This is a genomic window from Cupriavidus gilardii, from assembly GCF_013314895.1.
Taxonomy (GTDB): Bacteria; Pseudomonadota; Gammaproteobacteria; order Burkholderiales; family Burkholderiaceae; genus Cupriavidus; species Cupriavidus gilardii_C.
On the sequence record NZ_JABTYE010000012.1, the window covers coordinates 85,789 to 108,987 of the forward strand.

General features: G+C 66.2%; 21 protein-coding genes and 1 tRNA gene. 12 read left to right on the forward strand and 10 right to left on the reverse strand.

Features of this window, described 5'->3' with window-relative positions; all coding sequences use genetic code 11:
• Positions 1–57 precede the first annotated feature (57 nt).
• Positions 58–1,701: a glycerol-3-phosphate dehydrogenase/oxidase gene (locus HTY53_RS13720; protein ID WP_174107125.1), complete on the reverse strand. Its 1,644-nt coding sequence runs from the start codon at positions 1,699–1,701 to the stop codon at positions 58–60.
• Positions 1,702–1,823: 122 nt separating this feature from the next.
• Positions 1,824–3,446: a glycerol kinase GlpK gene (glpK, locus tag HTY53_RS13725; protein ID WP_438820960.1), complete on the reverse strand. Its 1,623-nt coding sequence runs from the start codon at positions 3,444–3,446 to the stop codon at positions 1,824–1,826.
• A 74-nt stretch (positions 3,447–3,520) separates the two neighbouring features.
• Between glpK and HTY53_RS13730 the strand changes: the two genes are divergently transcribed.
• Both HTY53_RS13730 and purU read left to right on the forward strand, forming a co-directional pair.
• Complete coding sequence (locus HTY53_RS13730; protein ID WP_174107225.1) at positions 3,521–4,387, forward strand: NUDIX hydrolase; 867 nt, start codon at positions 3,521–3,523, stop codon at positions 4,385–4,387.
• Between the two features lie 72 nt (positions 4,388–4,459).
• On the forward strand, positions 4,460–5,326 hold the full coding sequence (purU, locus tag HTY53_RS13735; protein ID WP_149319792.1) for a formyltetrahydrofolate deformylase: 867 nt from the start codon (positions 4,460–4,462) through the stop codon (positions 5,324–5,326).
• A 196-nt stretch (positions 5,327–5,522) separates the two neighbouring features.
• Here purU and HTY53_RS13740 read toward each other — a convergent pair whose 3' ends face one another.
• Positions 5,523–6,290 (reverse strand): DeoR/GlpR family DNA-binding transcription regulator, encoded by a 768-nt coding sequence (locus HTY53_RS13740; RefSeq protein ID WP_174107142.1) that lies wholly within the window; start codon positions 6,288–6,290, stop codon positions 5,523–5,525.
• A gap of 205 nt (positions 6,291–6,495) precedes the next feature.
• Here HTY53_RS13740 and HTY53_RS13745 point away from each other — a divergent pair, with 205 nt between their 5' ends.
• From HTY53_RS13745 to waaC, 7 genes are all read left to right on the forward strand, one after another.
• Positions 6,496–7,665, forward strand: a complete 1,170-nt coding sequence (locus HTY53_RS13745; protein ID WP_174107144.1) for an ABC transporter ATP-binding protein — start codon at positions 6,496–6,498, stop codon at positions 7,663–7,665.
• Between the two features lie 4 nt (positions 7,666–7,669).
• Entirely contained in the window at positions 7,670–8,818 is a 1,149-nt protein-coding gene (locus HTY53_RS13750; protein WP_174107145.1) for an ABC transporter ATP-binding protein, read from the forward strand.
• Positions 8,815–9,696 (forward strand): carbohydrate ABC transporter permease, encoded by an 882-nt coding sequence (locus HTY53_RS13755; protein WP_174107147.1) that lies wholly within the window; start codon positions 8,815–8,817, stop codon positions 9,694–9,696. The genes HTY53_RS13750 and HTY53_RS13755 overlap by 4 nt, the downstream gene beginning before the upstream one ends.
• Positions 9,689–10,510, forward strand: a complete 822-nt coding sequence (locus tag HTY53_RS13760) for a carbohydrate ABC transporter permease (protein WP_006576490.1) — start codon at positions 9,689–9,691, stop codon at positions 10,508–10,510. Before HTY53_RS13755 ends, HTY53_RS13760 begins: the two co-directional genes overlap by 8 nt.
• A gap of 28 nt (positions 10,511–10,538) precedes the next feature.
• A complete protein-coding gene (locus tag HTY53_RS13765; protein WP_174107149.1) occupies positions 10,539–10,847 on the forward strand; it encodes a DUF2160 domain-containing protein in 309 nt (102 codons plus the stop codon).
• A 138-nt stretch (positions 10,848–10,985) separates the two neighbouring features.
• The gene (locus HTY53_RS13770) at positions 10,986–12,737 is read left to right on the forward strand and encodes an ABC transporter substrate-binding protein (RefSeq protein WP_371557296.1); all 1,752 of its coding nucleotides are present in this window, start codon (positions 10,986–10,988) and stop codon (positions 12,735–12,737) included.
• Between the two features lie 200 nt (positions 12,738–12,937).
• Positions 12,938–13,933 (forward strand): lipopolysaccharide heptosyltransferase I, encoded by a 996-nt coding sequence (gene waaC / locus HTY53_RS13775; protein WP_174107151.1) that lies wholly within the window; start codon positions 12,938–12,940, stop codon positions 13,931–13,933.
• A gap of 77 nt (positions 13,934–14,010) precedes the next feature.
• Here the strand turns inward: waaC and HTY53_RS13780 are convergent, their stop codons facing one another.
• Both HTY53_RS13780 and HTY53_RS13785 read right to left on the reverse strand, forming a co-directional pair.
• Entirely contained in the window at positions 14,011–14,988 is a 978-nt protein-coding gene (locus tag HTY53_RS13780; RefSeq protein ID WP_174107153.1) for a tripartite tricarboxylate transporter substrate binding protein, read from the reverse strand.
• Between the two features lie 58 nt (positions 14,989–15,046).
• Positions 15,047–16,249, reverse strand: coding sequence for a M20 aminoacylase family protein (locus HTY53_RS13785; protein WP_174107155.1), 1,203 nt, complete (start codon positions 16,247–16,249; stop codon positions 15,047–15,049).
• 127 nt (positions 16,250–16,376) lie between these two features.
• Between HTY53_RS13785 and HTY53_RS13790 the strand changes: the two genes are divergently transcribed.
• Positions 16,377–17,303: a LysR family transcriptional regulator gene (locus HTY53_RS13790; protein WP_174107157.1), complete on the forward strand. Its 927-nt coding sequence runs from the start codon at positions 16,377–16,379 to the stop codon at positions 17,301–17,303.
• A gap of 96 nt (positions 17,304–17,399) precedes the next feature.
• Here the strand turns inward: HTY53_RS13790 and HTY53_RS13795 are convergent, their stop codons facing one another.
• Together HTY53_RS13795 and HTY53_RS13800 are read right to left on the reverse strand one after the other, a co-directional pair.
• Complete coding sequence (locus HTY53_RS13795; protein ID WP_174107159.1) at positions 17,400–18,146, reverse strand: hypothetical protein; 747 nt, start codon at positions 18,144–18,146, stop codon at positions 17,400–17,402.
• 143 nt (positions 18,147–18,289) lie between these two features.
• Positions 18,290–19,036 carry a hypothetical protein gene (locus HTY53_RS13800; protein ID WP_174107160.1) on the reverse strand — a complete coding sequence of 249 codons (747 nt, stop codon included), beginning with the start codon at positions 19,034–19,036 and terminating at the stop codon, positions 18,290–18,292.
• A gap of 232 nt (positions 19,037–19,268) precedes the next feature.
• Here HTY53_RS13800 and HTY53_RS13805 point away from each other — a divergent pair, with 232 nt between their 5' ends.
• Positions 19,269–19,781, forward strand: a complete 513-nt coding sequence (locus HTY53_RS13805) for a DUF1801 domain-containing protein (RefSeq protein ID WP_217435611.1) — start codon at positions 19,269–19,271, stop codon at positions 19,779–19,781.
• Between the two features lie 27 nt (positions 19,782–19,808).
• Here the strand turns inward: HTY53_RS13805 and HTY53_RS13810 are convergent, their stop codons facing one another.
• The gene (locus HTY53_RS13810) at positions 19,809–20,744 is read right to left on the reverse strand and encodes a LysR family transcriptional regulator (protein ID WP_174107162.1); all 936 of its coding nucleotides are present in this window, start codon (positions 20,742–20,744) and stop codon (positions 19,809–19,811) included.
• 110 nt (positions 20,745–20,854) lie between these two features.
• Between HTY53_RS13810 and HTY53_RS13815 the strand changes: the two genes are divergently transcribed.
• Entirely contained in the window at positions 20,855–22,021 is a 1,167-nt protein-coding gene (locus tag HTY53_RS13815; protein WP_174107164.1) for a mandelate racemase/muconate lactonizing enzyme family protein, read from the forward strand.
• A 251-nt stretch (positions 22,022–22,272) separates the two neighbouring features.
• On the opposite strand, the gene HTY53_RS13820 is transcribed toward HTY53_RS13815, so the two are convergent.
• Positions 22,273–22,347: transfer RNA gene (locus HTY53_RS13820), tRNA-Val, on the reverse strand.
• Positions 22,348–22,472: 125 nt separating this feature from the next.
• The gene (dnaQ, locus tag HTY53_RS13825; protein ID WP_174107166.1) at positions 22,473–23,198 is read right to left on the reverse strand and encodes a DNA polymerase III subunit epsilon; all 726 of its coding nucleotides are present in this window, start codon (positions 23,196–23,198) and stop codon (positions 22,473–22,475) included.
• Position 23,199 lies beyond the last annotated feature (1 nt).

Genomic DNA, 23,199 nt, shown 5'->3' on the forward strand with positions numbered 1-23,199 from the left:
ATCGATTTGCAGGGGAGCGGTCGAGGGGCAAAGGCGGATGATGTCGGCGCAGGACGCTCAACGCCCGACGCCATGGTCGTCACGGCGATGGCCCCGATGGTGGTCCACGTCGAGCCGATAGCTGGCCGCCAGCGTGCGCAGGCTGTCAATCTCCGCCTGCTGCCAGGCGGCGTCGTGACCGAGCTCTTCCGCGAGGATCGCGGCCACGCGCGGCGCTGCGGCTTCGGCCGCGCGGGCATCGAGAAACAGCAGGCGGTTGCGGCGCGCGACCACGTCCTCGACCTTGCGCGCCAGTTCATAGCGCGCGGCGAAGCGGACATGCGCCTCGGTCAGGCCCGATTCCGGCGCGATCACGTTGTCTGCGCCGGGCAGGCTGCGCAACAGCCCGAGATCGCCGCCATAGTAGCGGTCGGGGGCGTTCAGGTTGGCCTGCTGGCCAGCCCACGCGCCGGCGCCATGCAGCGGCAGATCGGCGGTCACGCAAGGCGCGGCGCGCAGCATCTGGCGGCGAATCGCGGTATTGACCACGTCCTCGGCCATCTTGCGATAGGTGGTCCATTTGCCGCCGGTCACCGTGATCAGGCCCGCCTTCGATACCACGATCGTGTGTTCGCGCGACAGCGAGGCGGTCGAGCTCTCGCCGGTCGCCTTGACCAGCGGCCGCAGTCCGGCCCAGACGCTGGTGACGTCGGCGCGCGTCGGATCGCGCGACAGATAGCGCGCCGCAGTCTCGAGGATGAAGTCGACATCGTCGTCCTCGGCGCGCGGCTCCAGCGGCAGGTCGCGTCGCGGCGTGTCGGTGGTGCCGACGATCGTGTGCCCGTTCCAGGGCACCAGGAACAGCACGCGGCCGTCGTCGGTCTTGGGCACCAGAATCGCCCGATCGCCCGGCAGGAAGCTGCGCGGCAGCGTCAGGTGCACGCCCTGGCTGGGCGCCACCATCATCTGCGCGCGCTCGTCCTCCATGCGCCGCACCGCGTCGACCCAGACGCCGGTGGCATTGATCACGCATTCGGCATGCAGCGTCAGTTCGGCGTCGCCCAGCGCGTCGCGCACGGTGACGCCGCCGACCACGCCGGCCTGCATGACAAGGCCGGTCACGCGGGCATAGTTCAGCGCGATGCCGCCGAGATCGAACAACGTGCGCATCAGCGCGATCGCCAGGCGCGCGTCGTCGAACTGCCCGTCGAAATACAGATTCGCGCCGCGCAACGGGCGGCCACCGACATGCTCGGCCAGCGTCGGCGCCGCTGCCAGCGTCTCCTCGTGGTTCAGCCAGCGGCTGTCCATCAGGTTGCGGCTGCCGGCGAGCATGTCGTAGACCTTCAGTCCGATGCCGTAGAAGGGCTGGTCGAACAGCTGATAGGCGGGCACCACGAAGCCGAGCGGCCACACCAGATGCGGCGCGTTGCGCGCCAGCATGCCGCGCTCCTGCAGGGCCTCGCGCACCAGGCCGATATTGCCCTGGGCCAAATAGCGCACGCCGCCGTGCACCAGCTTGGTGGCTTTGCTGGAGGTGCCCTTGGCGAAGTCGGCTGCCTCCAGCAGCAGCGTGCGATAGCCGCGCGAGGCGGCATCGACCGCGGTGCCGAGGCCGGTCGCGCCGCCACCGATCACGATCACGTCCCAGCGGCGCTCGCGCTCCAGCGTGGCGAGCAGCGTCGCGCGATCGGGGGGCAGGGTAGGGTTGGGTGTCTGCATGTCGAAGGAGAGCGGTGCGAATCGGATCGATGGTGGCGGTGGCGGTGGCGGTTCTGCGGCGCGTCGGCCGATCGTCGGATCGTCGGTGATTGGCGGTTATCTGGTAGTTCGAGCGAACGCGTTCAGCTGGTCGCCGAGGCAGTGGCGGATGCGGGATCATCGCGCGCCCAATCCCGCGCGCGGTCCACCGCGCGATGCCAGCGCGCGAGCTGGCTCTCGCGCGCGTCGGCCGACAGCCGCGGCTCGAAACGCTGTTCGATCTGCCATTGACTGGCCAGTTCCTGCTGGTCGCGCCAGAAGCCGCAGGCAAGGCCCGCGAGATAGGCGGCGCCCAGCGCGGTGGTTTCGGTCACGCGCGGACGCACGACCGCGGTGCCGAGCAGGTCGGCCTGCATCTGCATCAGCAGGTCGCTGCGCGAGGCGCCGCCATCGACCCGCAGTTCGGCCAGCGCAATGCCGGCGTCCTTCTGCATCGCGTCCAGCACGTCGACGCTCTGCAGCGCGATCGCCTCGAGCGCGGCGCGCGCGATCTGCGGTCTGCCCGTGCCGCGGGTGATGCCGATCAGCGTGCCGCGGGCAAACGCGTCCCAGTGCGGCGCGCCCAGCCCCGCGAACGCGGGGACGAGCACCACGCCGCCGGTGTCCTCGCATTGCCGCGCCAGCGGTTCGACCTCGGGCGCGCTCTGAATGATCTGCAGGCCGTCGCGCAGCCACTGGATCGTGGCGCCGCCCATGAAGACGCCGCCTTCGAGGCAGTATTGCGTGTTGGCGTGCGTCGCGGCTTGCGTCGCGGCTTGCGTCGTGCCTTGCGCCGAGCCGCCGCTGGCGCCCGAGCCCAGCTGCCAGCCGATCGTCGTCAGCAGCCGGTTCTGCGAGACCACCGGGGAAGACCCGGTATTCATCAGCAGGAAGCAGCCCGTGCCATAGGTGTTCTTCGCCATGCCGGGCGAGAGGCAGGCCTGGCCGAACGTGGCCGCCTGCTGGTCGCCCGCGATGCCGGCGATCGGCAGCTCGGCGCCGAACACGCGCTGCGAGGTGCGTGCCACCTCGCCGCTGGAAGGCACCACGTCGGGCAGCAGGCTGCGCGGAATATCGAGCAGCGCCAGCAGTTCGTCGTCCCAGCGGAATTCGTGGATATTGAACAGCATCGTCCGCGACGCGTTGGAGACGTCGGTGACGTGGCGATTTCCGTCGGTCAGCTGCCAGATCAGCCAGCTGTCGACCGTGCCGAAGGCCAGCTCTCCGCGTGCCGCGCGTTCGCGCGCGCCGTCGTAGTGGTCGAGCATCCAGCGCAGCTTGGTGCCGGAGAAATAGGCGTCGATGACCAGGCCCGTCTTCGCGCGGAAGCGCTCGCCATGGCCGTCGCGCTGCAGCGCCTCGCACATCGGCGCGGTACGACGGTCCTGCCAAACGAGGGCGCGGCCGACGGGCTCGCCGGTGCGGCGGTCCCACAGCACCGCGGTCTCGCGCTGATTGGTGATGCCGATTGCGCGGATCTGGCGCGGCGACACGCCCGCGGCGTTCAGCACCTCGTGCGCGACCGCCAGCTGCGATTGCCAGATCTCGTAGGGGTCGTGCTCGACGTGGCCGGGCTGCGGGTAATATTGCCGGAACTCGCGCTGGGCGATCCGCACCACATTGCCGGCATGATCGAACAGGATTGCCCGCGAACTGCTGGTGCCCTGGTCGAGCGCCAGGATGTATTCGCCGCGTGCTGGCGTCGTGCTGTCGGTCATGGCTGCCATCCTGCTGATACCGTTGTTGCGTACGTAACGTCGTACCTTGATTCGTTGGGAGAACGCCCGTGCCGGGCGCCACTATGTCGATATCCGATCCCCGGGACCTTGCCTGCCGCATCGCCGCCAATCTGGCCGCGCGCTCGCGTTTCGATCCGGCGCAGCATCTGCGGCTGACCGTCGAGGACCGGCAGGTCGGCTGGCTGCCGCGCCGGCATGCGCAGACGCTGCGCGAACTGGAAGGGGTCGAGGGCATCGACTTTGCCGTGCTCGGGCCGGAGCGCGAGGGCCAGGTCGTGCTGTTGCCCGACGTGGACGACTTTGACGTCCGCAGCGCGGCGCTGGCCGCGCTGGCCCGCCGTCTGGCCGCGCACAACCTGCTGCGCGGCTGGCGCGATGAAGCGTTCGCCGTCACGCCGGCGCTGGCGCATCCGGCCTTCGCGACGATCGAACGCGCCGCCGCCCGCTATCTTGGACTGCTGACCTTTGCCTCGCACATGAACGGCATCGTGGCGGGGCAGCGCGCACTGTGGATCGCGCGGCGAAGCGAGAGCAAGGCCGTCGATCCCGGCATGTGGGACAACCTGGTCGCCGGCGGCATGCCCCATGGCAGCGATCCGCTGGCCACGCTGGTGCGCGAGTGCGACGAGGAATCGGGCATTCCGCCATGGCTCGCGGGCCAGGCGCAGGCCCACGGCGCGGTCGAGGTGCTGCGCGAAATCGACGAGGGCGTGCAGTGGGAGATGGTCTATCTGTACGACCTGGAATTGCCCGCCGACTTCGTGCCGCACAACCGCGACGGCGAAGTCGCCGAGCACCGGCTGGTGGGGCCGGAGGCAGCCCTTGCTATCATGGCGGATGGCGCGATGACGCTCGATGCCACGCTGGTGACGCTCTCTGCGCTGCACCGGCGCGGCTGGGCACCGCCGGTACCGGGCTTCGCCGACTAGCGCAGTCTCGCTGTACCGCGCCCTGCACGGCGGCCGGCCCGCCCGGCGCGCCCCCTCCAGAGAACCCCAACGATGAGCAATCCAGGCTTTATTCTGACCATTTCGTGCCCCGATCAGCCGGGCATCGTGCACGCCGTTTCGGGACTGTTGTTCCAGCACGGCTGCAATATCGTCGATTCGGACCAGTACGGTGACGAGTACACCGGTCGCTTTTTCATGCGCGTGCATTTCACCGCGGCCCCGGGCGGCCCCGAGCTCGGTACGCTCAAGAGCGCGTTCGCGCCGGTCGGCGAGCAGTTCTCGATGCAATGGGAGCTGTTCGATGCCGCGATCAAGCCGCGCGTGATGATCATGGTGTCGCGCATCGGCCATTGCCTGAACGATCTGCTGTTCCGCGCCAAGAGCGGGCAGCTGCCGGTCGAGATCGCGGCCATCGTGTCGAACCACCGCGACTTCTACCAGCTGGCCGCGTCCTACGACATTCCGTTCTTCCATCTGCCGCTGATGAACGCGTCGGCCGAGCAGAAGGCCGCGCAGGAGGCCAAGGTCTTCGAAGTGGTGCAGGACCAGAAGATCGACCTGGTCGTGCTCGCCCGCTACATGCAGGTGCTGTCGAACGACCTGTGCCGCAAGCTCGAGGGCCGCGCGATCAATATCCACCATTCGTTCCTGCCCAGCTTCAAGGGCGCCAAGCCCTACTACCAGGCGCACGATCGCGGCGTCAAGCTGATCGGCGCGACGGCGCACTACGTGACCGCCGATCTCGACGAGGGCCCGATCATCGAGCAGGAGATCGAACGCGTCGACCACAGCATGGACCCGGACCAGCTGACCGCGGTCGGCCGCGATGTCGAATGCGTGGCGCTGGCCCGCGCGGTCAAGTGGCATGCCGAACATCGCATTCTGCTGAACGGGCACAAGACGGTCGTGTTCAAGTAACGCGCGCTCTTGCCCTCTCTCCCGCCCCTCTCCCGCCTCTCCCGCATGCAGGAGAGGGGAGAACACCGCCGGCACGGGCGGACTTTCTTTCTCCATCGCCCCTGCGGCAGCCTCTGCGAATACCGGCAGCACGCGCACACCGATTTTCCCTCTCCCGCGAGCGGGAGAGGGACAGGGGAGAGGGCAGCGCCGCGCCTTAATCTCCCGCCACCACACACTTCACCCCGCTGTCCGCAACGATTTGCTCGAACGGCGCCCGCAAGGGCTCGTCGGTGAAGAGCCGGTCGATCTGCGACAGGTGCGCCAGCTCGACCATCGCCTGCCGGTTGAATTTGGTCGCATCGGCGGCCAGCCACACCTCGCGCGAATGCTCGATGATCGTGCGCGCGACCTTGACCTCGCGGAAATCGAAATCGCGCAGCGTGCCGTCGGCCTCGATGCCGGAGATGCCGATCAACCCGATATCGACCTTGAACTGGCGGATGAACTCGACCGTGGCCTCGCCGATGATGCCGCGGTCGCGCGATCGCAGCACGCCGCCGGCGACGATGACCTCGCAGTCCTGGTTGTCGGCCAGGATGTTCGCCACGTGCAGATTGTTGGTGATCACGCGCAGGCCGCGGTGATGCATCAGCGCCCGGGCGATTTCCTCGACCGTGGTGCCGATGTTCATGATCAGCGAGCACCCCTGGGGCACTGCGGCGGCCACCGCCCGCGCAATGCGCGCCTTGCCTTCGGCATTGAGCAACTGGCGCTGGCGATAGGCGATGTTCTCGGTGGTCGAGCCATCCATCCGCACGCCGCCGTGAAAGCGCGCCAGCATGCCGTTCTCCGCCAGCAGATTGACGTCGCGCCGGACCGTTTGCAGGGTCACGCCGAACTTGCGTGCTAGCTCTTCGATGGAAGCGAAACCCTGGCTGCGGACTTCTTCCAGAAGAGCGGTCTGGCGGGGATTGAGCGTCATGCCGGGATTCTAGTTCAAACAAAAACGAAAACAAATGATGCATCGCACTATTGTTTTTTGTTCGCTTCTTTACTAAAACGAGCAAGCAAGCAATCGATGCGCGCCGGTGTTCCTTTGCGTCCCGCCCTGTGTCCGCTGATCCCGCGACCTGTCTTCGGGCCCGACCATGCCGCGCGCCGGGCAGCAGAACCCTGACGGAGACCGGATGCAGCTCAGACTGGAAGGCATCGCGCAGCAGGCAGGTTCGCAGGTCCATCTCTATCCGATGTCGCTGGCGCCGGTGCCTGGCGCGGTGACGATCCTGCTCGGGGCGACCCAGGCGGGCAAGACGTCGCTGATGCGCGTCATGGCTGGGCTCGACCGCCCCAGCGCCGGCCGCGTGCTGGTCGACGACGCCGACGTGACCGGCATGCCGGTACGCCAGCGCAATGTGTCGATGGTCTACCAGCAGTTCATCAATTACCCGTCGCTGACCGTGTTCGACAATATCGCCTCGCCGCTGCGGCTGCGCGGCGCCGACGAGATCGACCGGCACGTTCGCACGCTGGCGGCGCGCCTGCATATCGACCATCTGCTCGAGCGCCATCCCGCCGAACTGTCCGGCGGCCAGCAGCAGCGCGTCGCGCTGGCACGGGCGCTGGCCAAGGGCGCACCGCTGATGCTGCTGGACGAGCCGCTGGTCAATCTGGACTACAAGCTCAGGGAGGAACTGCGCGAGGAACTGGCCCAGCTGTTCGCGCAGGGCGACGCCACCGTGATCTACGCGACCACGGAGCCGGCCGAGGCGCTGCTGCTCGGCGGCCATACCGCGGTGCTCGATGCCGGCGAGCTGCTGCAATACGGGCCCACGGCCGAGGTCTTCCACTATCCCGACTCGCTGCGCGTGGCACGCGCCTTCAGCGACCCGCCGATGAACCTGATCGCCGGCGAGTGGCGCGACGCCGCCGTGCATCTGCCCGACGGCATCGAGATCGCGCTGCGGCCTGATGATGGCGCGGCGGCCGGCATCCGCGATGCCCTGCAAGGCTATGCCGGCCCGGTCACCGCGGGCGTGCGCGCTGGCACGCTGTGGCTCGATGGCGTGTCGGACCGGCACGACGAACTGGCCGTCGGCGTGCCACGTGCGCGCGAAGGCGTGCCGTTGCCGGGCCGGGTCGCGCTGGCCGAGTTGTCGGGCTCCGATACCTTCGTGCACGTCGATACCGCGGTCGGCAATCTGGTTGCTCAGGTGCCGGGCGTGCTGGAGCTTGCGCTGGGCGAGACGGTGACGCTGCGGCTCGATCCGTCCCAGCTCTATCTGTTCGATGCGCAGGGCCGCTGCATCCGCGCGCCGCGCCGCGCGCATCTGCAGCCCGGCAACGGGCTGGGGAACTGAAGCCATGGCCCGTATCGATCTGGACCTGGCCCATGCCTACGGTCCCAATCCGCGCCGCGACGAGGACTATGCGCTGCTGCCGCTGCGCTTCACCTTCGACGACGGCGGCGCCTATGCGCTGCTGGGGCCGTCCGGCTGCGGCAAGACCACGCTGCTGAACTGCATCTCGGGACTGCTGCGGCCGTCGCAGGGCACCGTGTCGTTCGACGGGCGCGATGTCACCGGCGAATCGCCGCAGGCACGCAATATCGCGCAGGTGTTCCAGTTCCCGGTGATCTACGACACCATGACAGTCGGCCAGAACCTGGCCTTTCCGCTGCGAAACCGCGGCGTGCCGGCGGCGCAGGTGCGCGAGCGGGTGGGGCAGGTCGCCGAGATGCTGGACCTCTCCGCCGTGCTTGATCGCCAGGCCAGCGGCCTGTCTGCCGACGCCAAGCAGAAGATCTCGCTGGGACGCGGACTGGTGCGCCACGATGTCGCCGCGATCCTGTTCGACGAACCGTTGACGGTGATCGACCCGCACCTGAAATGGCAGCTGCGGCGCAAGCTCAAAGAGATCCACCGCGAATTCCATCTGACGCTGATCTATGTCACACATGACCAGACCGAGGCGCTGACGTTTGCCGATCAGGTGGTGGTGATGTCGCGCGGCAAGGCGGTGCAGGTCGGTACCGCCGATGCGCTGTTCGAGCGGCCCGCGCATACGTTCGTCGGCCATTTCATCGGCTCGCCCGGCATGAACTTCCTGCCGGCGCGCTGGCGCGACGGCTGGATCGAACTGGCGGGACGACGCTATGCGCCGCCCGCGGACGAGGCCATTACGCAGCGGCTGCAGGCGGCCGGCACGTTCAAGATCGGCGTGCGGCCCGAATACCTGCGGCTGGCGCGGCCCGACGACGAACAGGCGGTGCCCGCGGTGATCGAGCGCGCGCAGGACATCGGCACCTACTGGATCGCCGCCGCGCGGCTGCAGGACAACGCTGGCGGTGCGGGCACCGATGGCACCGATGGCACCGCTGGCGCCGCCGGTGCGCCGCCGCTGCGCGCCCGGCTCGGCGACGAGGCCGCCGCGCTGCGCCCCGGCGACACCGCGTGGTTCTCGGTCTTTCACCGCCATACCTGCTATTACGTCGACGAGGAGCTGGTCCGATGAAGCCGATCAACCAGAAGGCGTGGCTGCTGGTGTTGCCGGTGGTGATCTGCGTCGCGTTCTCGGCGATCCTGCCCTTGATGACCATCGTCAACTACTCGGTGCAGGACATCATTTCGCCCGAGCGGCGCGTGTTCGTCGGCACCGAATGGTTCCGCGCGGTGCTGCGCGACGGCGAGCTGCACGATGCGCTGCTGCGGCAGCTCGGCTTCTCGCTGGCGGTGCTGCTGGTCGAGATTCCGCTCGGCATCCTGTTGGCGCTGTCGATGCCGGCGCGCGGCTGGAAGGCGTCGGCGGTGCTGGTGATCGTCGCGCTGTCGCTGCTGATCCCCTGGAACGTGGTCGGCACCATCTGGCAGATCTTCGGCCGCACCGACATCGGCCTGCTTGGCGCCGCGCTGGCGGGGCTCGGCTTCGACTACAACTACACCGGCAACGCGCTGGACGCGTGGCTGACGGTGCTGGTGATGGACGTCTGGCACTGGACGCCGCTGGTCGGGCTGCTGTGCTACGCCGGCCTGCGCGCGATTCCCGATGCCTACTACCAGGCCGCGCAGATCGACGGCGCCTCGCGCTGGGCGGTGTTTCGCCATATCCAGCTGCCCAAGCTGCGCGGCGTGCTGATGATCGCTGTGCTGCTGCGCTTCATGGACAGCTTCATGATCTACACCGAGCCCTTCGTGCTGACCGGCGGCGGGCCGGGCAACGCCACCACGTTCCTGTCGCAGTACCTGACGCAGAAAGCCGTGGGGCAGTTCGACCTGGGCCCGGCCGCGGCATTCTCGATCGTCTATTTCCTGATCATCCTGCTGCTGTGTTTCGTGCTCTACAACTGGATGCAGCGCGCCGGCACCGTCGCCGAGGAGGTTCCCCATGCATGACCCGGCCTCGCGCGGCGGCTGGTGGCGCGCCGCCTTCCTGCTGGTCTATCTGGTCTTTGCGATCCTGCCGATCTACTGGATGCTCAACATGTCGTTCAAGACCAACGACGAGATCCTGTCGACGCTGTCGCTGTGGCCCGCGCAATTCACGCTGGAGCACTACCGCACGATCTTCACCGACTCGTCCTGGTATTCGGGCTACATCAATTCGTTGATCTATGTCGCGCTGAACACCGTGATTTCAGTGACCGTCGCGCTGCCCGCCGCCTATGCGTTCTCGCGCTACCAGTTCATCGGCGACAAGCATGTGTTCTTCTGGCTGCTGACCAACCGCATGACTCCACCGGCGGTATTCCTGCTGCCGTTCTTCCAGCTCTATACCAGCGTCGGCCTGATGGACACGCACCTGGGCGTCGCGCTCGCGCACCTGGTGTTCAACGTGCCCCTGGCGGTGTGGATCCTGGAGGGCTTCATGTCGGGCGTGCCGCGCGAGATCGACGAGACCGCCTATGTCGACGGCTATTCGTTCCCGCGCTTCTTCCTGACGATCTTTCTGCCGCTGATCAAGGCGGGCGTCGGCGTCGCGGCGTTCTTCTGCTTCATGTTCAGCTGGGTCGAGCTGCTGCTGGCGCGCACGCTGACTTCGGTCGATGCCAAACCCATCGTGGCAACGATGACGCGCACGGTGTCGGCTTCGGGCATGGACTGGGGTGTGCTGGCCGCCGCTGGCGTGCTGACGATCGTGCCCGGCGGCATCGTGATCTGGTTCGTGCGGCACTACATCGCGAAGGGATTCGCGATGGGCCGCGTCTGAGCGGGGGGTGGCGATGGAAACGACGGCCATGTTCGGCTGGATGGTATGGACCACGCCGGTCGCGGTGTTCTTCGTTTGCGTGGTGCTGATGCTGATCGGCATGACGATCTGGGAGCTGCGCTCGCCGACGCGCTTGCGCAAGGGCTGGCTGCCGATCGCCACCACGCGCGGCGACCGGCTGTTTATCGGGCTGATGTGCGCCGCGTGGATCAACCTCGCCTGGGTTGGGCTGGGCGAGGCGATGATGAACTGGTTCTCCCTGCCGGAAGAGCCGTCGGTGTGGATCAGCTTCGTGCTGTCGATGGCGGTACTGGCACTGGTGATGCGCAAGGGCTGATGGTTGGGCAATTTTGCGGCTGTTTTGCTTTGGTTCGGACGTGCGTTCGAATCCGTTTGATTGACAGGTAGCGCGGCTCAATCCTTCCCCGGCCGCGACCCGCAACGCTATCGGGAAGGACCATTCGAGGAGACATCGATGACAGCGCTGAAGCAACAGGCAAGGCTGGCGGTGAAGCTGGCGGCGGTGGCCGCCGCGCTCGCCTGCGGCCACGCCGCCTGGGCGGGAGAAGCCGAGGCGAAGAAGTGGATCGACAACGAGTTCCAGCCGTCCTCGCTGGCCAAGGACAAGCAGCTGGCCGAGATGAAGTGGTTCATCGACGCGGCCGCCAAGCTCAAGGCCAAGGGCGTGACCCAGGTCAATGTGGTGTCCGAGACGATCACCACGCACGAGTACGAGGCCAAGACGCTGGCGCGTGCCTTCGAGGAAATCACCGGCATCAAGGTCAATCACGATCTGATCCAGGAAGGCGACGTGGTCGAGAAGCTGCAGACCTCGATGCAGTCGGGCAAGTCGATCTACGACGGCTGGATTTCCGATTCGGACCTGATCGGCACGCACTATCGCTATGGCGCGATCCTGCCGCTGACCGACTACATGAACGGGGCCGGCAAGGAATTCACCAATCCGGACCTCGACATCAAGGACTTCATCGGCACCAAGTTCACCACCGCGCCGGACGGCAAGCTGTATCAGCTGCCCGACCAGCAGTTCGCGAACCTCTACTGGTTCCGCGCCGACTGGTTCGCGCGCAAGGACCTGCAGGAGAAATTCAAGGCCAAGTACGGCTATGACCTTGGCGTGCCGACCAACTGGTCGGCCTACGAGGACATCGCCAACTTCTTCACCAACGACGTCAAGGAGATCGACGGCAAGAAGGTCTATGGCCATATGGACTATGGCAAGAAAGACCCGTCGCTCGGCTGGCGCTTCACCGATGCCTGGCTGTCGATGGCCGGCACCGCGGACAAGGGGCTGCCCAACGGCATGCCCGTCGACGAATGGGGCATCCGCGTGGCGGCGGACAAGTGCACGCCGGTCGGCGCCTCGGTCTCGCGCGGCGGCGCCACCAACAGCCCGGCAGCGGTCTACGCGCTGACCAAGTACGTCGACTGGATGAAGAAGTACGCGCCGCCGCAGGCAATGGGCATGACCTTCTCCGAAGCGGGCCCGGTGCCGGCGCAAGGGCAGGTCGCGCAGCAGATCTTCTGGTACACCGCGTTCACCGCGGACATGACCAAGAAGGGGCTGCCGGTGGTCAACGCCGACGGCTCGCCGAAGTGGCGCATGGCGCCGTCGCCGTATGGCCCGTACTGGAAGCAGGGCATGCAGAACGGCTACCAGGACGTCGGCTCGTGGACCTTCTTCAAGAAGACCGATCCGAACCGGCTGGCGGGCGCGTGGCTGTACGCGCAGTTCGTGACCTCGAAGACCGTGTCGCTGAAGAAGTCGCTGACCGGGCTGACCTTCATCCGCGACAGCGACATCAACCACGAGTATCTGACCAAGAACGCGGCCAGGTACGGCGGGCTGATCGAGTTCTACCGCAGCCCGGCCCGGGTTGCGTGGACGCCGACCGGCACCAACGTGCCCGACTATCCGAAGCTCGCGCAGCTGTGGTGGAAGAACGTGGCCACCGCGGTGACCGGCGAGAAGACCCCGCAGGCCGCGATGGACAGCCTGGCCGAGGAGATGGACCAGGTGATGGCGCGGCTGCAGCGCGCCGGCATGGCGACCTGCGCGCCGAAGCTCAACCCGAAGGGCGATGCGGCCAAGTGGCTGTCCGACGAGCACGCGCCTTGGAAGAAGCTGGCCAACGAGAAGCCGAAGGGCGAGACCATCGCTTACGAGAAGCTGCTGCAGGCCTGGAAGGAGGGCAGGGTGCGGTGATGGCCTGAGCCGGCTGACCGGCCCACAGCAGTTCTCCCCTCTCCCGCGCGCGGGAGAGGGGCCGCGGGAAAGGGCAATCACCGCACGCCCGGCTCCCAACTTCCCCCGTTACCTCCGGAAACGTCCGCGGCCCATCCTCTGGTGCATACTACGGCCTTCGCAAAAATTCAGCCCCGCGGCAAAGGCCCGTTCCTGCACCCATGAAGCGCATCCTGGTTATCAAGATCACCTCCCTCGGCGATATGGCGCACACCCTGCCGCTGATCTGGGATCTGCGGCATGCCTATCCCGATGCCAAGATCGACTGGGTCGCCGATGCCTCCTGCGCCGATATCCCCCGCTGGACGGTCGGCGTCGACCGTGTGATCGCGCCCCCGCTGCGCGGCTACAAGAAGTCGAAGCAATGGAAGGACCTGCGCGCGATCCTCGCCGCCGTGCGCGAACTGCGCCGTGAAAAGTACGACGTGGTGCTGGACGTGCACGGCGTCTACAAGAGCGCCATTGTCGGCTGGCTGGCCCGCACGCGCCGCCGCTTCGGTTACGCCGCCAAACACCTGGGAGAAGCGCGCGCCGAGATGTTCTACACCGACATCTTTTCGCCTCACGGCGATGCCACCGCCCGACACAAGATGCGCCTGGTCGCCGCCAAGGCGCTCGGCTACGAGCTCGATCCCAAGGAGCACTACGAACTGCGCATCCCCACCCCGGCGACGCCGCTCAATACCGACGGTGTGCCCCGCGCGATGCTGTTCCACGCGACCTCGCTCGAAATCAAGAAATGGCCGCCCGAACGCTGGATCGCGGTCGGCCGTGAACTGAACGCCCGCGGCTATCGCGTGCAGCTGCCCTGGGGCTCGCCGGCGGAAAAGGAGCAATCCGAAGTGCTGGCGCGCGGCATCCCGGACGCCGAGGTACTGCCGAAGATGACGATTACCGAATGCGCGCAACGCGTTGCCGCGGCGGATCTGGTGATCGGCACCGACACCGGCTTCGTCCACCTCGCCCATGCGTTGGGCAAGCCCTCGGTGATGCTGTTCACCGCGACGTCGCGCGAGCACTTCGGTATTTCGGAGCCGGGCCGGGCCGTGTCGATCGGCAATGAAGGCGTGGTGCCGGATGTGCCGGAGGTGATCGGGGCGATTGATCAGGTGACGCGCAGGGTAGCGGTAGGCGCGCCGGCGGCCGCTGGGGCGTAGTGCAAGCCCGCCGCGGGCGCGGCCCCGGGTGAGGGCCAGCTTTCCGCGCGACCCGGCCCTTTTCGCGCGACTGCCTTCTACTCTGCGGTAGCACCGGATTGCCGGATGACGGCCGCCCACTTGGTGACTTCCTGCTCGACATGCCTGCGCATGGCTTCCGGCGTGCCGCCCTCCGGGCTGGCACCGAGCGTGGCGAGCTGGTCGCGCATCGACCGGTCCTGCAAGGCGGCATTGACCTGCTGATTCAGCGCCTGCACGACGGCCGGCGGCGTGTCGGCGGGCGCGAACAGGCCATACCACGATTTCACTTCGAAGCCGGGCAGCCCGGCGCCTGCGATCGTCGGCAGTTGCGGCGCGAACGGCTGTGGCTGTGCGCTCGTCACCGCGATGGCGCGCAGCTTGCCGCTGCGGATGAACCGCAGCACCGACGGCGCATTGTCGAACATCACCTGAACCTGTCCCGCCATCAGATCGGTGAGCGCCGGAGCGCTGCCCTTGTACTGAATGTGCTCCATCTTGATGCCCGCCATCGACTTGAACATTTCGGCCGACAGGTGTGTGGACGAGCCGATTCCGGACGAGGCAAAGTTCACGGCGCCGGGATGTGCCTTGGCATAGGCGATGAACTCGCCCACCGTCTTCACCGGCATCGACGGATTGACCACCATTACGTTCGGAAAGCTGGTGATCAGCGCGACCGGGGCAAAGTCCTTGCGGATGTCGAACGGCAGCTTCTTGTACAGCGTCGCGTTGATGGCATTGGCGTTCGATCCGAGGAACAGCGTGTAGCCATCCGGGGCCGAGCGCGCCACGCCGCTTGCCGCGATGCTGCTGGCGGCGCCGGGGCGATTCTCCACGACGAACGGTTGTTTCATCCGGACTGAAAGCTGGTTCGCCAGCAGCCGTGCGGCGGCATCGGCCGAGCCGCCGGGCGCATAGCCAACCACGATCTTGACGGGTTTGAGGGGGTAGGCGGGCTCGGCGGTGGCGACGAGCGGGGTAGCCAGCGCCAGGGAGGTCAGGGCGGTCAGCGCGATAGGGGCAAGGGACTTCATACGTCGATCTTCCGAATGAAATGAGGGGATGGAACGGGAACGGCGCGTCGGCCCCGGCTCAGTCTGCCGCCAGATAGCGCTGAACCAGCCGGGCCCAGAAGGCCGCGCCGACCGGCAGCGTCGCGTCGTTGAAGTCATAGCGCGGGTTATGCACCATGCAGCCGCCTTGGCCAATGCCTTCACCGACGCCATTGCCGAGCCGCAGGAAACATCCCGGCCGTTGCTGCAACAGGAAGGCAAAGTCCTCGCTGGCCATCACGGGTTCGAAGTCCGGATCCACGTTCTCGCTGCCGACCAGTTCGCGGGCCACCTTGATGGCGAAGGCGGTCTCGCGCTCGGTGTTGACGACCACCGGATAGCCGAGGACGTAGTCGATCTCGGCGGTCGCGCCGTAGCTCTGCGCCTGCGCCTGGACCAGCGCTTCGATGCGCGCGCGCAGCAGTTCCCGCACCCTGGGGTCGAATGCGCGGACGCTGAGCTCGAGCGTCGCCGACGCGGGAATCACGTTGTTCGCCGTGCCAGCCTGCATCACCCCCACCGTGACCACCGCTGCCGCAGCGGGATCGACATTGCGGGAGACGATCGTCTGCAAGGCCATGACGATGCTCGACGCCACCACAATCGGATCCACGCTGAGGTGCGGCCGCGCCGCATGACTGCCCTTGCCCAATATGGTGATGGTGACTTTGTCGCCGGAGGCCATGAACGGTCCGCTGCGGAACAGGAACTTGCCGGCCGGCTGGCCGGGATGGTTGTGCAGCCCGAACACCGCATCGCAGGGAAACCGTTCGAACAGGCCTTCGGCGATCATCCGCTGCGCACCGCTGCCGACTCCGGCTTCTTCGGCAGGCTGGAAGTAGAGGCGGACCGTGCCGTCGAAGCGACGATGCCTGGCCAGGTACTGGGCCGCGCCGAGCAGGATCGCCGTGTGGCCATCGTGCCCGCACGCATGCATGACGCCGGAAATCCGGCTCGCGTACGGCAGGCCCGTGGCCTCCTGGATCGGCAATGCGTCCATGTCGGCGCGGATGCCGATGCTCCGGTCGCTGCTACCGACCTTCAGGCTGGCGACCACTCCCGTGCCAGCAATTCCGGTTGCCACTTGATAACCCCATTCGGTCAGCAATTGCGCGACCAGTGAAGCGGTGGCGTGTTCCGCGTAGGCGAGTTCGGGGTGTTGGTGGATGCGTCGCCGGATATCGGCCAACGCCTCGGCCTGTGCGGTCAGGTGTTCGACCTGACAGAGGTCCGCTGTCGACATGGTGGCTCCTGTTCTGTGTGGCCCGATCAGGAAGCAATACTGGCCGCCGCTCTTTGTTCGATCAATGTATGATTTCGGCGAATATCGTTGCCTTCAAGTCAACGATTGGGGGAGTCGGGAGATCGGCATGAGCAAGTTGGGCGACAAGTTGGGCGACAAGCGGCTGGGATATTTTTACGAAGCGGCGACCTGCGGGTCGGTGCGCGGCGCGGCGGACCGGCTCAACGTCGAACCGTCCGTGGTGAGCCGGCAGATCCAGCAACTGGAGCAGGAGCTCGGCGTGGCCTTGTTCGAGCGCAAGGGAAGGGGCATCGTGCCGACCGATGCCGCGGCCCTGGTGCTCGAGCACTGCCGCAACCGGCTCGCCAGCGAAGAGGCCCTGCGCGAGCGGATCGACGAGCTGGCGGGCCTGCGGCGCGGCACGCTGCGGCTGCTGGTGGGCGAGGGATATGTCGACCTGCTGATGAATGGCGTGCTCGACGTCTTCTGCAGGCAATACCCCGGGGTGCAGGTCGCCGTCGAACTGGCCAGTGCGGCCGACGCCGTGGCCGGGATCGCCACGGACGAGGCGCATATCGGCGTGGTGATGAACGCGCCCGCACAGGCGGACATCGAAGTCGTTGGCGAATGCAGCCAGCCGGTCTGCATCGTGACCTGGCCCGGCCATCCGCTGACGAAACTTGGCGGCACTCCTTCGCTGCGCGAGGCCGCCGATTACCCGGTTGCCATCATGGCGCCCGGGTTCGGACTGCATCAGTTGATCCGCCTGGGCGAGTTCGCCGAAGGCATCCAGCTGGAGCCGGCATTCACTTCCGGCTCGATCGCCTTGCTCAAGCGTTTCGTGATGAAGCGGCTCGGCGTGACCTTTCTGTCGAGCAGCGCCGTGGCCGAGGAGCTCGCGCGCGGAGAGCTGGTGGCCATCCGCAGCGGCAATACGGCGCTGGAGGCGGCGAAGACGCGCGTCATCGTCAGGAAGGGGCGCGTGCTGACCGAAGCGGCGCGCCGCATGCTGGGATTGCTGGAAGGGGCCTTTCGCCAGCAGCAGATCCGGTAAAGCCTGCCTGGATACGCCGTGGCCGCGCACGCCAGCGCGAGGCGCCATGCCGCCGGGGTGCCGGCGGCATGGCGTTGCTACCGGTGTCGTTGCGCGTTATCGGGTGCCGACGAACAGCACGCCTGCCGACCGGTCCGAAGTCGTGCCCGCCGCGATCAGACCGCGATCCTCCGCGCTGTAGTAGGCGACGCCGCTCATCTTCTGCCCTGCGCGGACGCAAGGCGACGGACCGAAGGTCACGGTGATGTCGTAGGCGTTGCCACGCGCGCGCGGCTTGGCCACGCCGTCGATGCGGCAGCCGGACGCGCCCGCGCCGGTGATCGCGCCCGAAGCGGCCACCGTGATGGTCGCCGACTCGCCGCCTTCCGGAATCACCGAGGTACCGTTGTAGGTGCCGGCCAGCGTCGAGAGGGACGGCGTCACCTCGTAGTTCTTGTCGTACGTGCTGGTGAACGTGGCGGTCTGCCCGGTCCCCGGATAGCGGACCGTGCCGTTCAGATGCCCCTTGCTGGCATAGGTGCCGTTGACGGTCACGTCGAAAATCCCGCGCGAAGTCACGCTGAAGTCCTTGCCGTCGTTCGAGCTGAACGTGCCGTTGACGGCGTTCAGCTTGCCCTGGACCACGCCCAGGGAAATGGGGGCCATCGACGTGTAGATCATGTAGTAGGTGCCATCGTCGAGCACGAGGCCGGCGATGTCCTGGTTCGCCGAAGTCTTGCCCGTGTACAGGCCTTCGGCGGGCGAGGTCGCCGGTTGCGGAGCGGGTCCGTCGTCGTCGCCGCCACCACCGCCGCATGCGGCGAGGGCCAGTGCCATGGAAGCAATCAGCAGGGTCTTGTTCATGGATTTCTCGAAGGGTTGTCTTTGTTCTTCTATTGGGAGGCGCCCCGGCCTTGCACCGGGGCGGGGCAATCTTAGAGCCTGGCCGCAGACCTTGCCACTACCGGATGGTGGGGTGTGGACCGGCCTGGGTCGCCGGCCCGACGTCAGCGGCTTTGCCGCATGCCCCTGAACACCACGCCTTCCGAGCGATCACCGTTCATGCCGGTGACGAACAAGGTGCGATCCTGCGCGTGGTAGTACGCGATGCCGCTCAGCCGTCGCGCCGGGGTGGCGCATGGTGACGGACCGTAGACCACCGTGATGTCGTACAGATTGCCGCGGCGGCGGGGGCTCGCGACGCCGGTGAACTTGCAGCCCGAGGCCCCCGTGCCGCTGATGGCGCCGTTGGCTGCGATGCGGATTGCCATTGACTCGAGCACGTGGAGCGTGATGGCGTTGCCCTCATAGCTGCCAGCGAGGGTGGCCAGGGTCGGCGTGCGCTCGTCGTCCTTGTCGTAGCTGCTGGTGAAGGTCACGGTCTGGCCCGTGGCCGGGTAACGCACCGTGCCGTTCAGATGTCCCCTGGTTGCATAGGTCCCGTCAACCGACACGTCGAAGATCTCGCGAAACGTCTCGCTGTAATCCTTGCCGTTGGACGAGGTGAAGCGGCCGTGCGCGGCGTGCATCGTGCCCTGCAATACGCCGCTCGAATAGGGCAGTGCCTGGTAGGCGATGTAGTAGGTGCCATCGTCGAGCACGAACGCGGTGATGTCCTGGTTCGCGGAGGTCTTTCCCCGGTAGAGGCCCTCGGCGGGGAAGGTGATGGGGTGAGGGTGGGGCAAGTCGTCTTCGTCGCCCCCACATGCCGCGAACGCCAGCGCGACGGAGGCGGCAATCAAGGCCTTGTTCATGATTCACCTGATCGGGTTCGATCATCGGCTCCATCGAAGCGGATTGCCTCGACGTGAAGCACGAGGACGGGCCCATCCTGATCGAGCGGGGCTCGACTGCCTTTCCGGAAATCGAGTGGCGTTCCACATTTGGCTTGCGGCCCGGCATGGGCGCGGCATAGGATCGAACCCGTTCAGGACTGGCCACCCGGGCGGTCCGTCAGACTCCTGCATCGACACCGAGGTGAACGCCATGGCCAATGCGACATCCGCCAAGACCGCCAAGACCGCCAAAGCCGCCAAAGCCGCCAGGACGCCCGTGAAAAAAGCCGCCAGGAAACCTCTTCCCGAGCCGGCCGACGGCAAGCCGGTTCTTCTTTCGGGGGGCAACCCGCAAATCCCGAAGGGGGACGGCGATGCGCCCGTGCAGGCCTACATCGAGGCCATGCCGGACTGGAAGCGCGAGGTCGGGCGCCGGCTGGACGCGCTGATCGTGGAAACCGTGCCGGACGTCCGCAAGGCGGTGAAGTGGAATTCGCCGTTCTACGGCGTCGAGGGCAAGGGCTGGTTCCTCAGCTTCCATTGCTTCACCCGGTACGTGAAGGTCGCGTTCTTCAAGGGATCGTCGCTGCGCCCCCTGCCGCCCGGCGAATCGAAGGACCCGAATACCCGATATCTCGACATTTACGAAGCCGACCGGATCGACGAAGACCAGGTAGGGGACTGGATACGGCAGGCGGCGGAATTGCCGGGTTGGGTGCCGTAACGCGACGATTTGGGGCGATCCCGGGGCTTAGGCCGAAGCCTGTACTGCAGGTTGCCCCGACCGTTCGGGCGACTTCTGAAACCTGGCTACCAGGAAATCAATGAAAGCACGCGCGCGCGCCGTCTGGTTACGACGCTGCGAATAGTAGACAAAGAGGTCGGCCGAAGGCAGCTTGAACTGCGGCAAGACGACTCGCAAGCGGCCGCTTTCCAGATACTTCGCGAGGTCCCATTCGGAACGGATCAGGATGCCGTGCCCATCGAGCGCCCAGCCGAGCACGATATCCCCGTCATTGCTGGACAGCGCCCCGGCGACCTTCACGCTTTCTTGATGTCCGTCCTGTTCGAAGCGCCAGATGGCGTGGGCTTCGTCGTTCTGTCTGTGAATGATGCAGCGATGCTTGTGAAGATCGGACAATGATTCCGGCGCGCCGAATCTTTCCAGATAGGCCGGGGACGCGCACAGAAAGCGGCGGTTCGACATGATCCGCCTTGCGCTTAACCGCTTATCGGGCAGCGTCCCGAACCGGATAGCGAGGTCGACCCCGCTTTCGACCAGATCGACAGGGCGATCCGTGACCTCCAGCTGGACCTCCACCTGCGTATAGCGCTTGGCAAATTCGGAAACCAGCGGGGCAATCGCGGTTCGTCCAAAGCCGAGCGTTGCATTGACGCGCAGCAGTCCGCGCGGTTCGGCGCCGCTGCTCGCCACGACGCTTTCCATCTCCCTCAGGTCGGCCAGGATCCTTTGCGCATAGGCCAGGTATGTCTCGCCTTCGTTCGTCAGGCTGATGCGCCGCGTGGTGCGATTGACGAGACGCACACCCAGGCGGCTTTCCATCAGCGCCAGCCGCTTTGTCGCGGCGGGCGGTGTCAGGTCCAGTTCGCGCGCCGCGGCCGCCAACGAGCCGTGCCGGGCGATCAGGACGAAGAACTCCAGTTCGGACGCGATCTCAGTCTTCACTTTAGGAGAATAATGAAATGAAACTGGTTCAATTGTAGTAGCCCATTCCGCGCCTAAGCTACGGACTCCGACGCCCCAGGCGTTCCAGCATCCGAGTCAGGAGTCACGCTGTGAGAATCGTAGAAATCCGCGAAAAAACCTTCCCGATCAGTTCCCCCATCCGCAACGCCTATATCGATTTCAGCAAGATGACGCTGAGCCTGGTCGCCGTGATCACCGACGTGATCCGCGATGGCAAGCCCGTCGTCGGCTACGGCTTCAATTCCAACGGTCGCTATGGCCAGGGAACCCTGATGCGGGAGCGCTTCATTCCGCGCATTCTGGAAGCCGATCCCGAATCGCTCGTCGACGCCACCGGCAACAACCTGGATCCGCACAAGATCTGGGACACGATGTTCAAGAACGAGAAGCCGGGCGGTCATGGCGAACGCTCGGTGGCCATCGGCACCATCGACATGGCGGTCTGGGATGCTGTCGCCAAGATCGAAGGCAAGCCGCTGTTCCAATTGCTGGCCGACCGCTACGGCAACGGGCAGCCCGACCGCAAGGTGTTCGTCTACGCCGCCGGCGGCTATTACTACCCCGGCCAGGACCACGGCAAGCTGAAGGACGAGATGCGCAGCTACATTGACCGAGGCTACACCGTGGTCAAGAAGAAGATCGGCGGCGCCTCGCTGGACGAGGATCTGCGCCGCATCGACTCGGTCCTGAGCGTGCTGCAGGATGGCCAGAAGCTCGCCGTCGATGCGAACGGGCGCTTCGATCTCGACACCGCCATCCAGTACGCCAAGGCGCTGTCCCAATACGATCTGTTCTGGTACGAGGAGCCGGGCGATCCGCTGGACTTCGAACTGCAGGCCACGCTGCGCAACTACTACGACAAGCCGATGGCCACCGGCGAAGACCTGTTCTCGATGCAGGACGCCCGCAACCTGATTCGCTACGGCGGCATGCGCCCGGATCGCGACTACCTGCAATTCGACTGCGCGCTCAGCTACGGCTTGGTGGAATACCTGCGGACGCTGGACATGCTCAAGCAGCATGGCTGGTCCGCAAGACGCTGCATTCCGCACGGCGGTCATCAGATGTCGCTGAACATTGCCGCGGGCCTGGGCCTGGGCGGCAATGAAAGCTATCCGGATCTGTTCCAGCCGTTCGGCGGCTTTCCCGATGGCGTCAAGGTCGAGCAGGGGTATCTCACGATGCCGGACCTGCCCGGAATTGGCTTCGAGGGCAAGTCGGACCTGTATCGCGTGATGCAGCAACTGTCGGCTTGAGCCGCAGCTTCGAAACCATAAAAGCCGGAGTGAATGCATGGCGCTGCCGGCAGCGCGGTGCCGCCGCATTTCCTTGCGAGGTCGATCGGCCAAACGGGGATCGGGTTCAGGTCGCGATGACAAATTGCGGCATCGGACCGATTGCAGGGGAGGGGGCAGAAGGAGGGGCAGAACGGGGCAGAAATCGGAGGGCGGATGTGCCCCGACCCCGGAAATGAGAAAAGCCAGCGCGAGGCTGGCTTTTCGTATTCTGGTGGGTGGTACAGGGATTGAACCTGTGACCCCTGCCGTGTGAAGGCAGTGCTCTACCGCTGAGCTAACCACCCCTGCCGCTGCGCTTGAACTGCCGTGCAGCAGAGAAAGCGAGATTATGTCAGTGCCGTTGTATCTTGTAAAGCCCTTCGGCGAATTTTTTGCCTCCGGACGCTGACCTCCGACTCGCGGCCAGGCGTCATGCCGCCTCTTCCAGCGGTGGCGCTTCCTGCCACACCGTCTTGCCGCCGCTGGCCTTGTCGAGGTCCTTCAGCACCGCGGCGTGGGCCGCCAATTCGTCTTCGGTCGGTTCCAGCACCGGCAGGCGCAGCGCCGACAAGTCGGTCGCCGCGACGGCGGCCGGACCGGCGCCCGCGCTGGCGTCCATCATGTCGATCACCAGCGAGTTCTGACCGCGCGTCATCGCCAGGTAGACCTCGGCCAGCAGTTCGGCGTCCAGCAGGGCGCCGTGCAGCGTCCGGTGGGCATTGCTGACGCCCAGGCGCTCGCACAGCGCATCGAGCGAGTTGCGCTTGCCGGGGAACATCTGGCGCGCTTCCAGCAGCGTATCGATCACGTTGGCGACATGCTTGCGGAAAGGCGGCAGGCCCAGCCGCTGGAATTCCATGTCGAGGAAGCCCAGGTCGAACGCGGCGTTGTGGATGATCAGCTCGGCGTCCTGGACGTAGTCGCGGATCTCGTGGACAACCTCGGCGAACTTGGGTTTGTCCGCCAGGAATTCGACCGTCAGTCCGTGCACCGCAATCGCGCCGGCGTCGATGTCGCGCTCCGGGTTGATATAGAAATGCAGGTTGCGCCCGGTGAGCCGCCGATTGACCAGCTCGACGCAGCCGATTTCGATCAGCCGGTCGCCGGTGGCGGCGTTCAGGCCCGTGGTTTCGGTGTCCAGTACGATTTGTCGCATG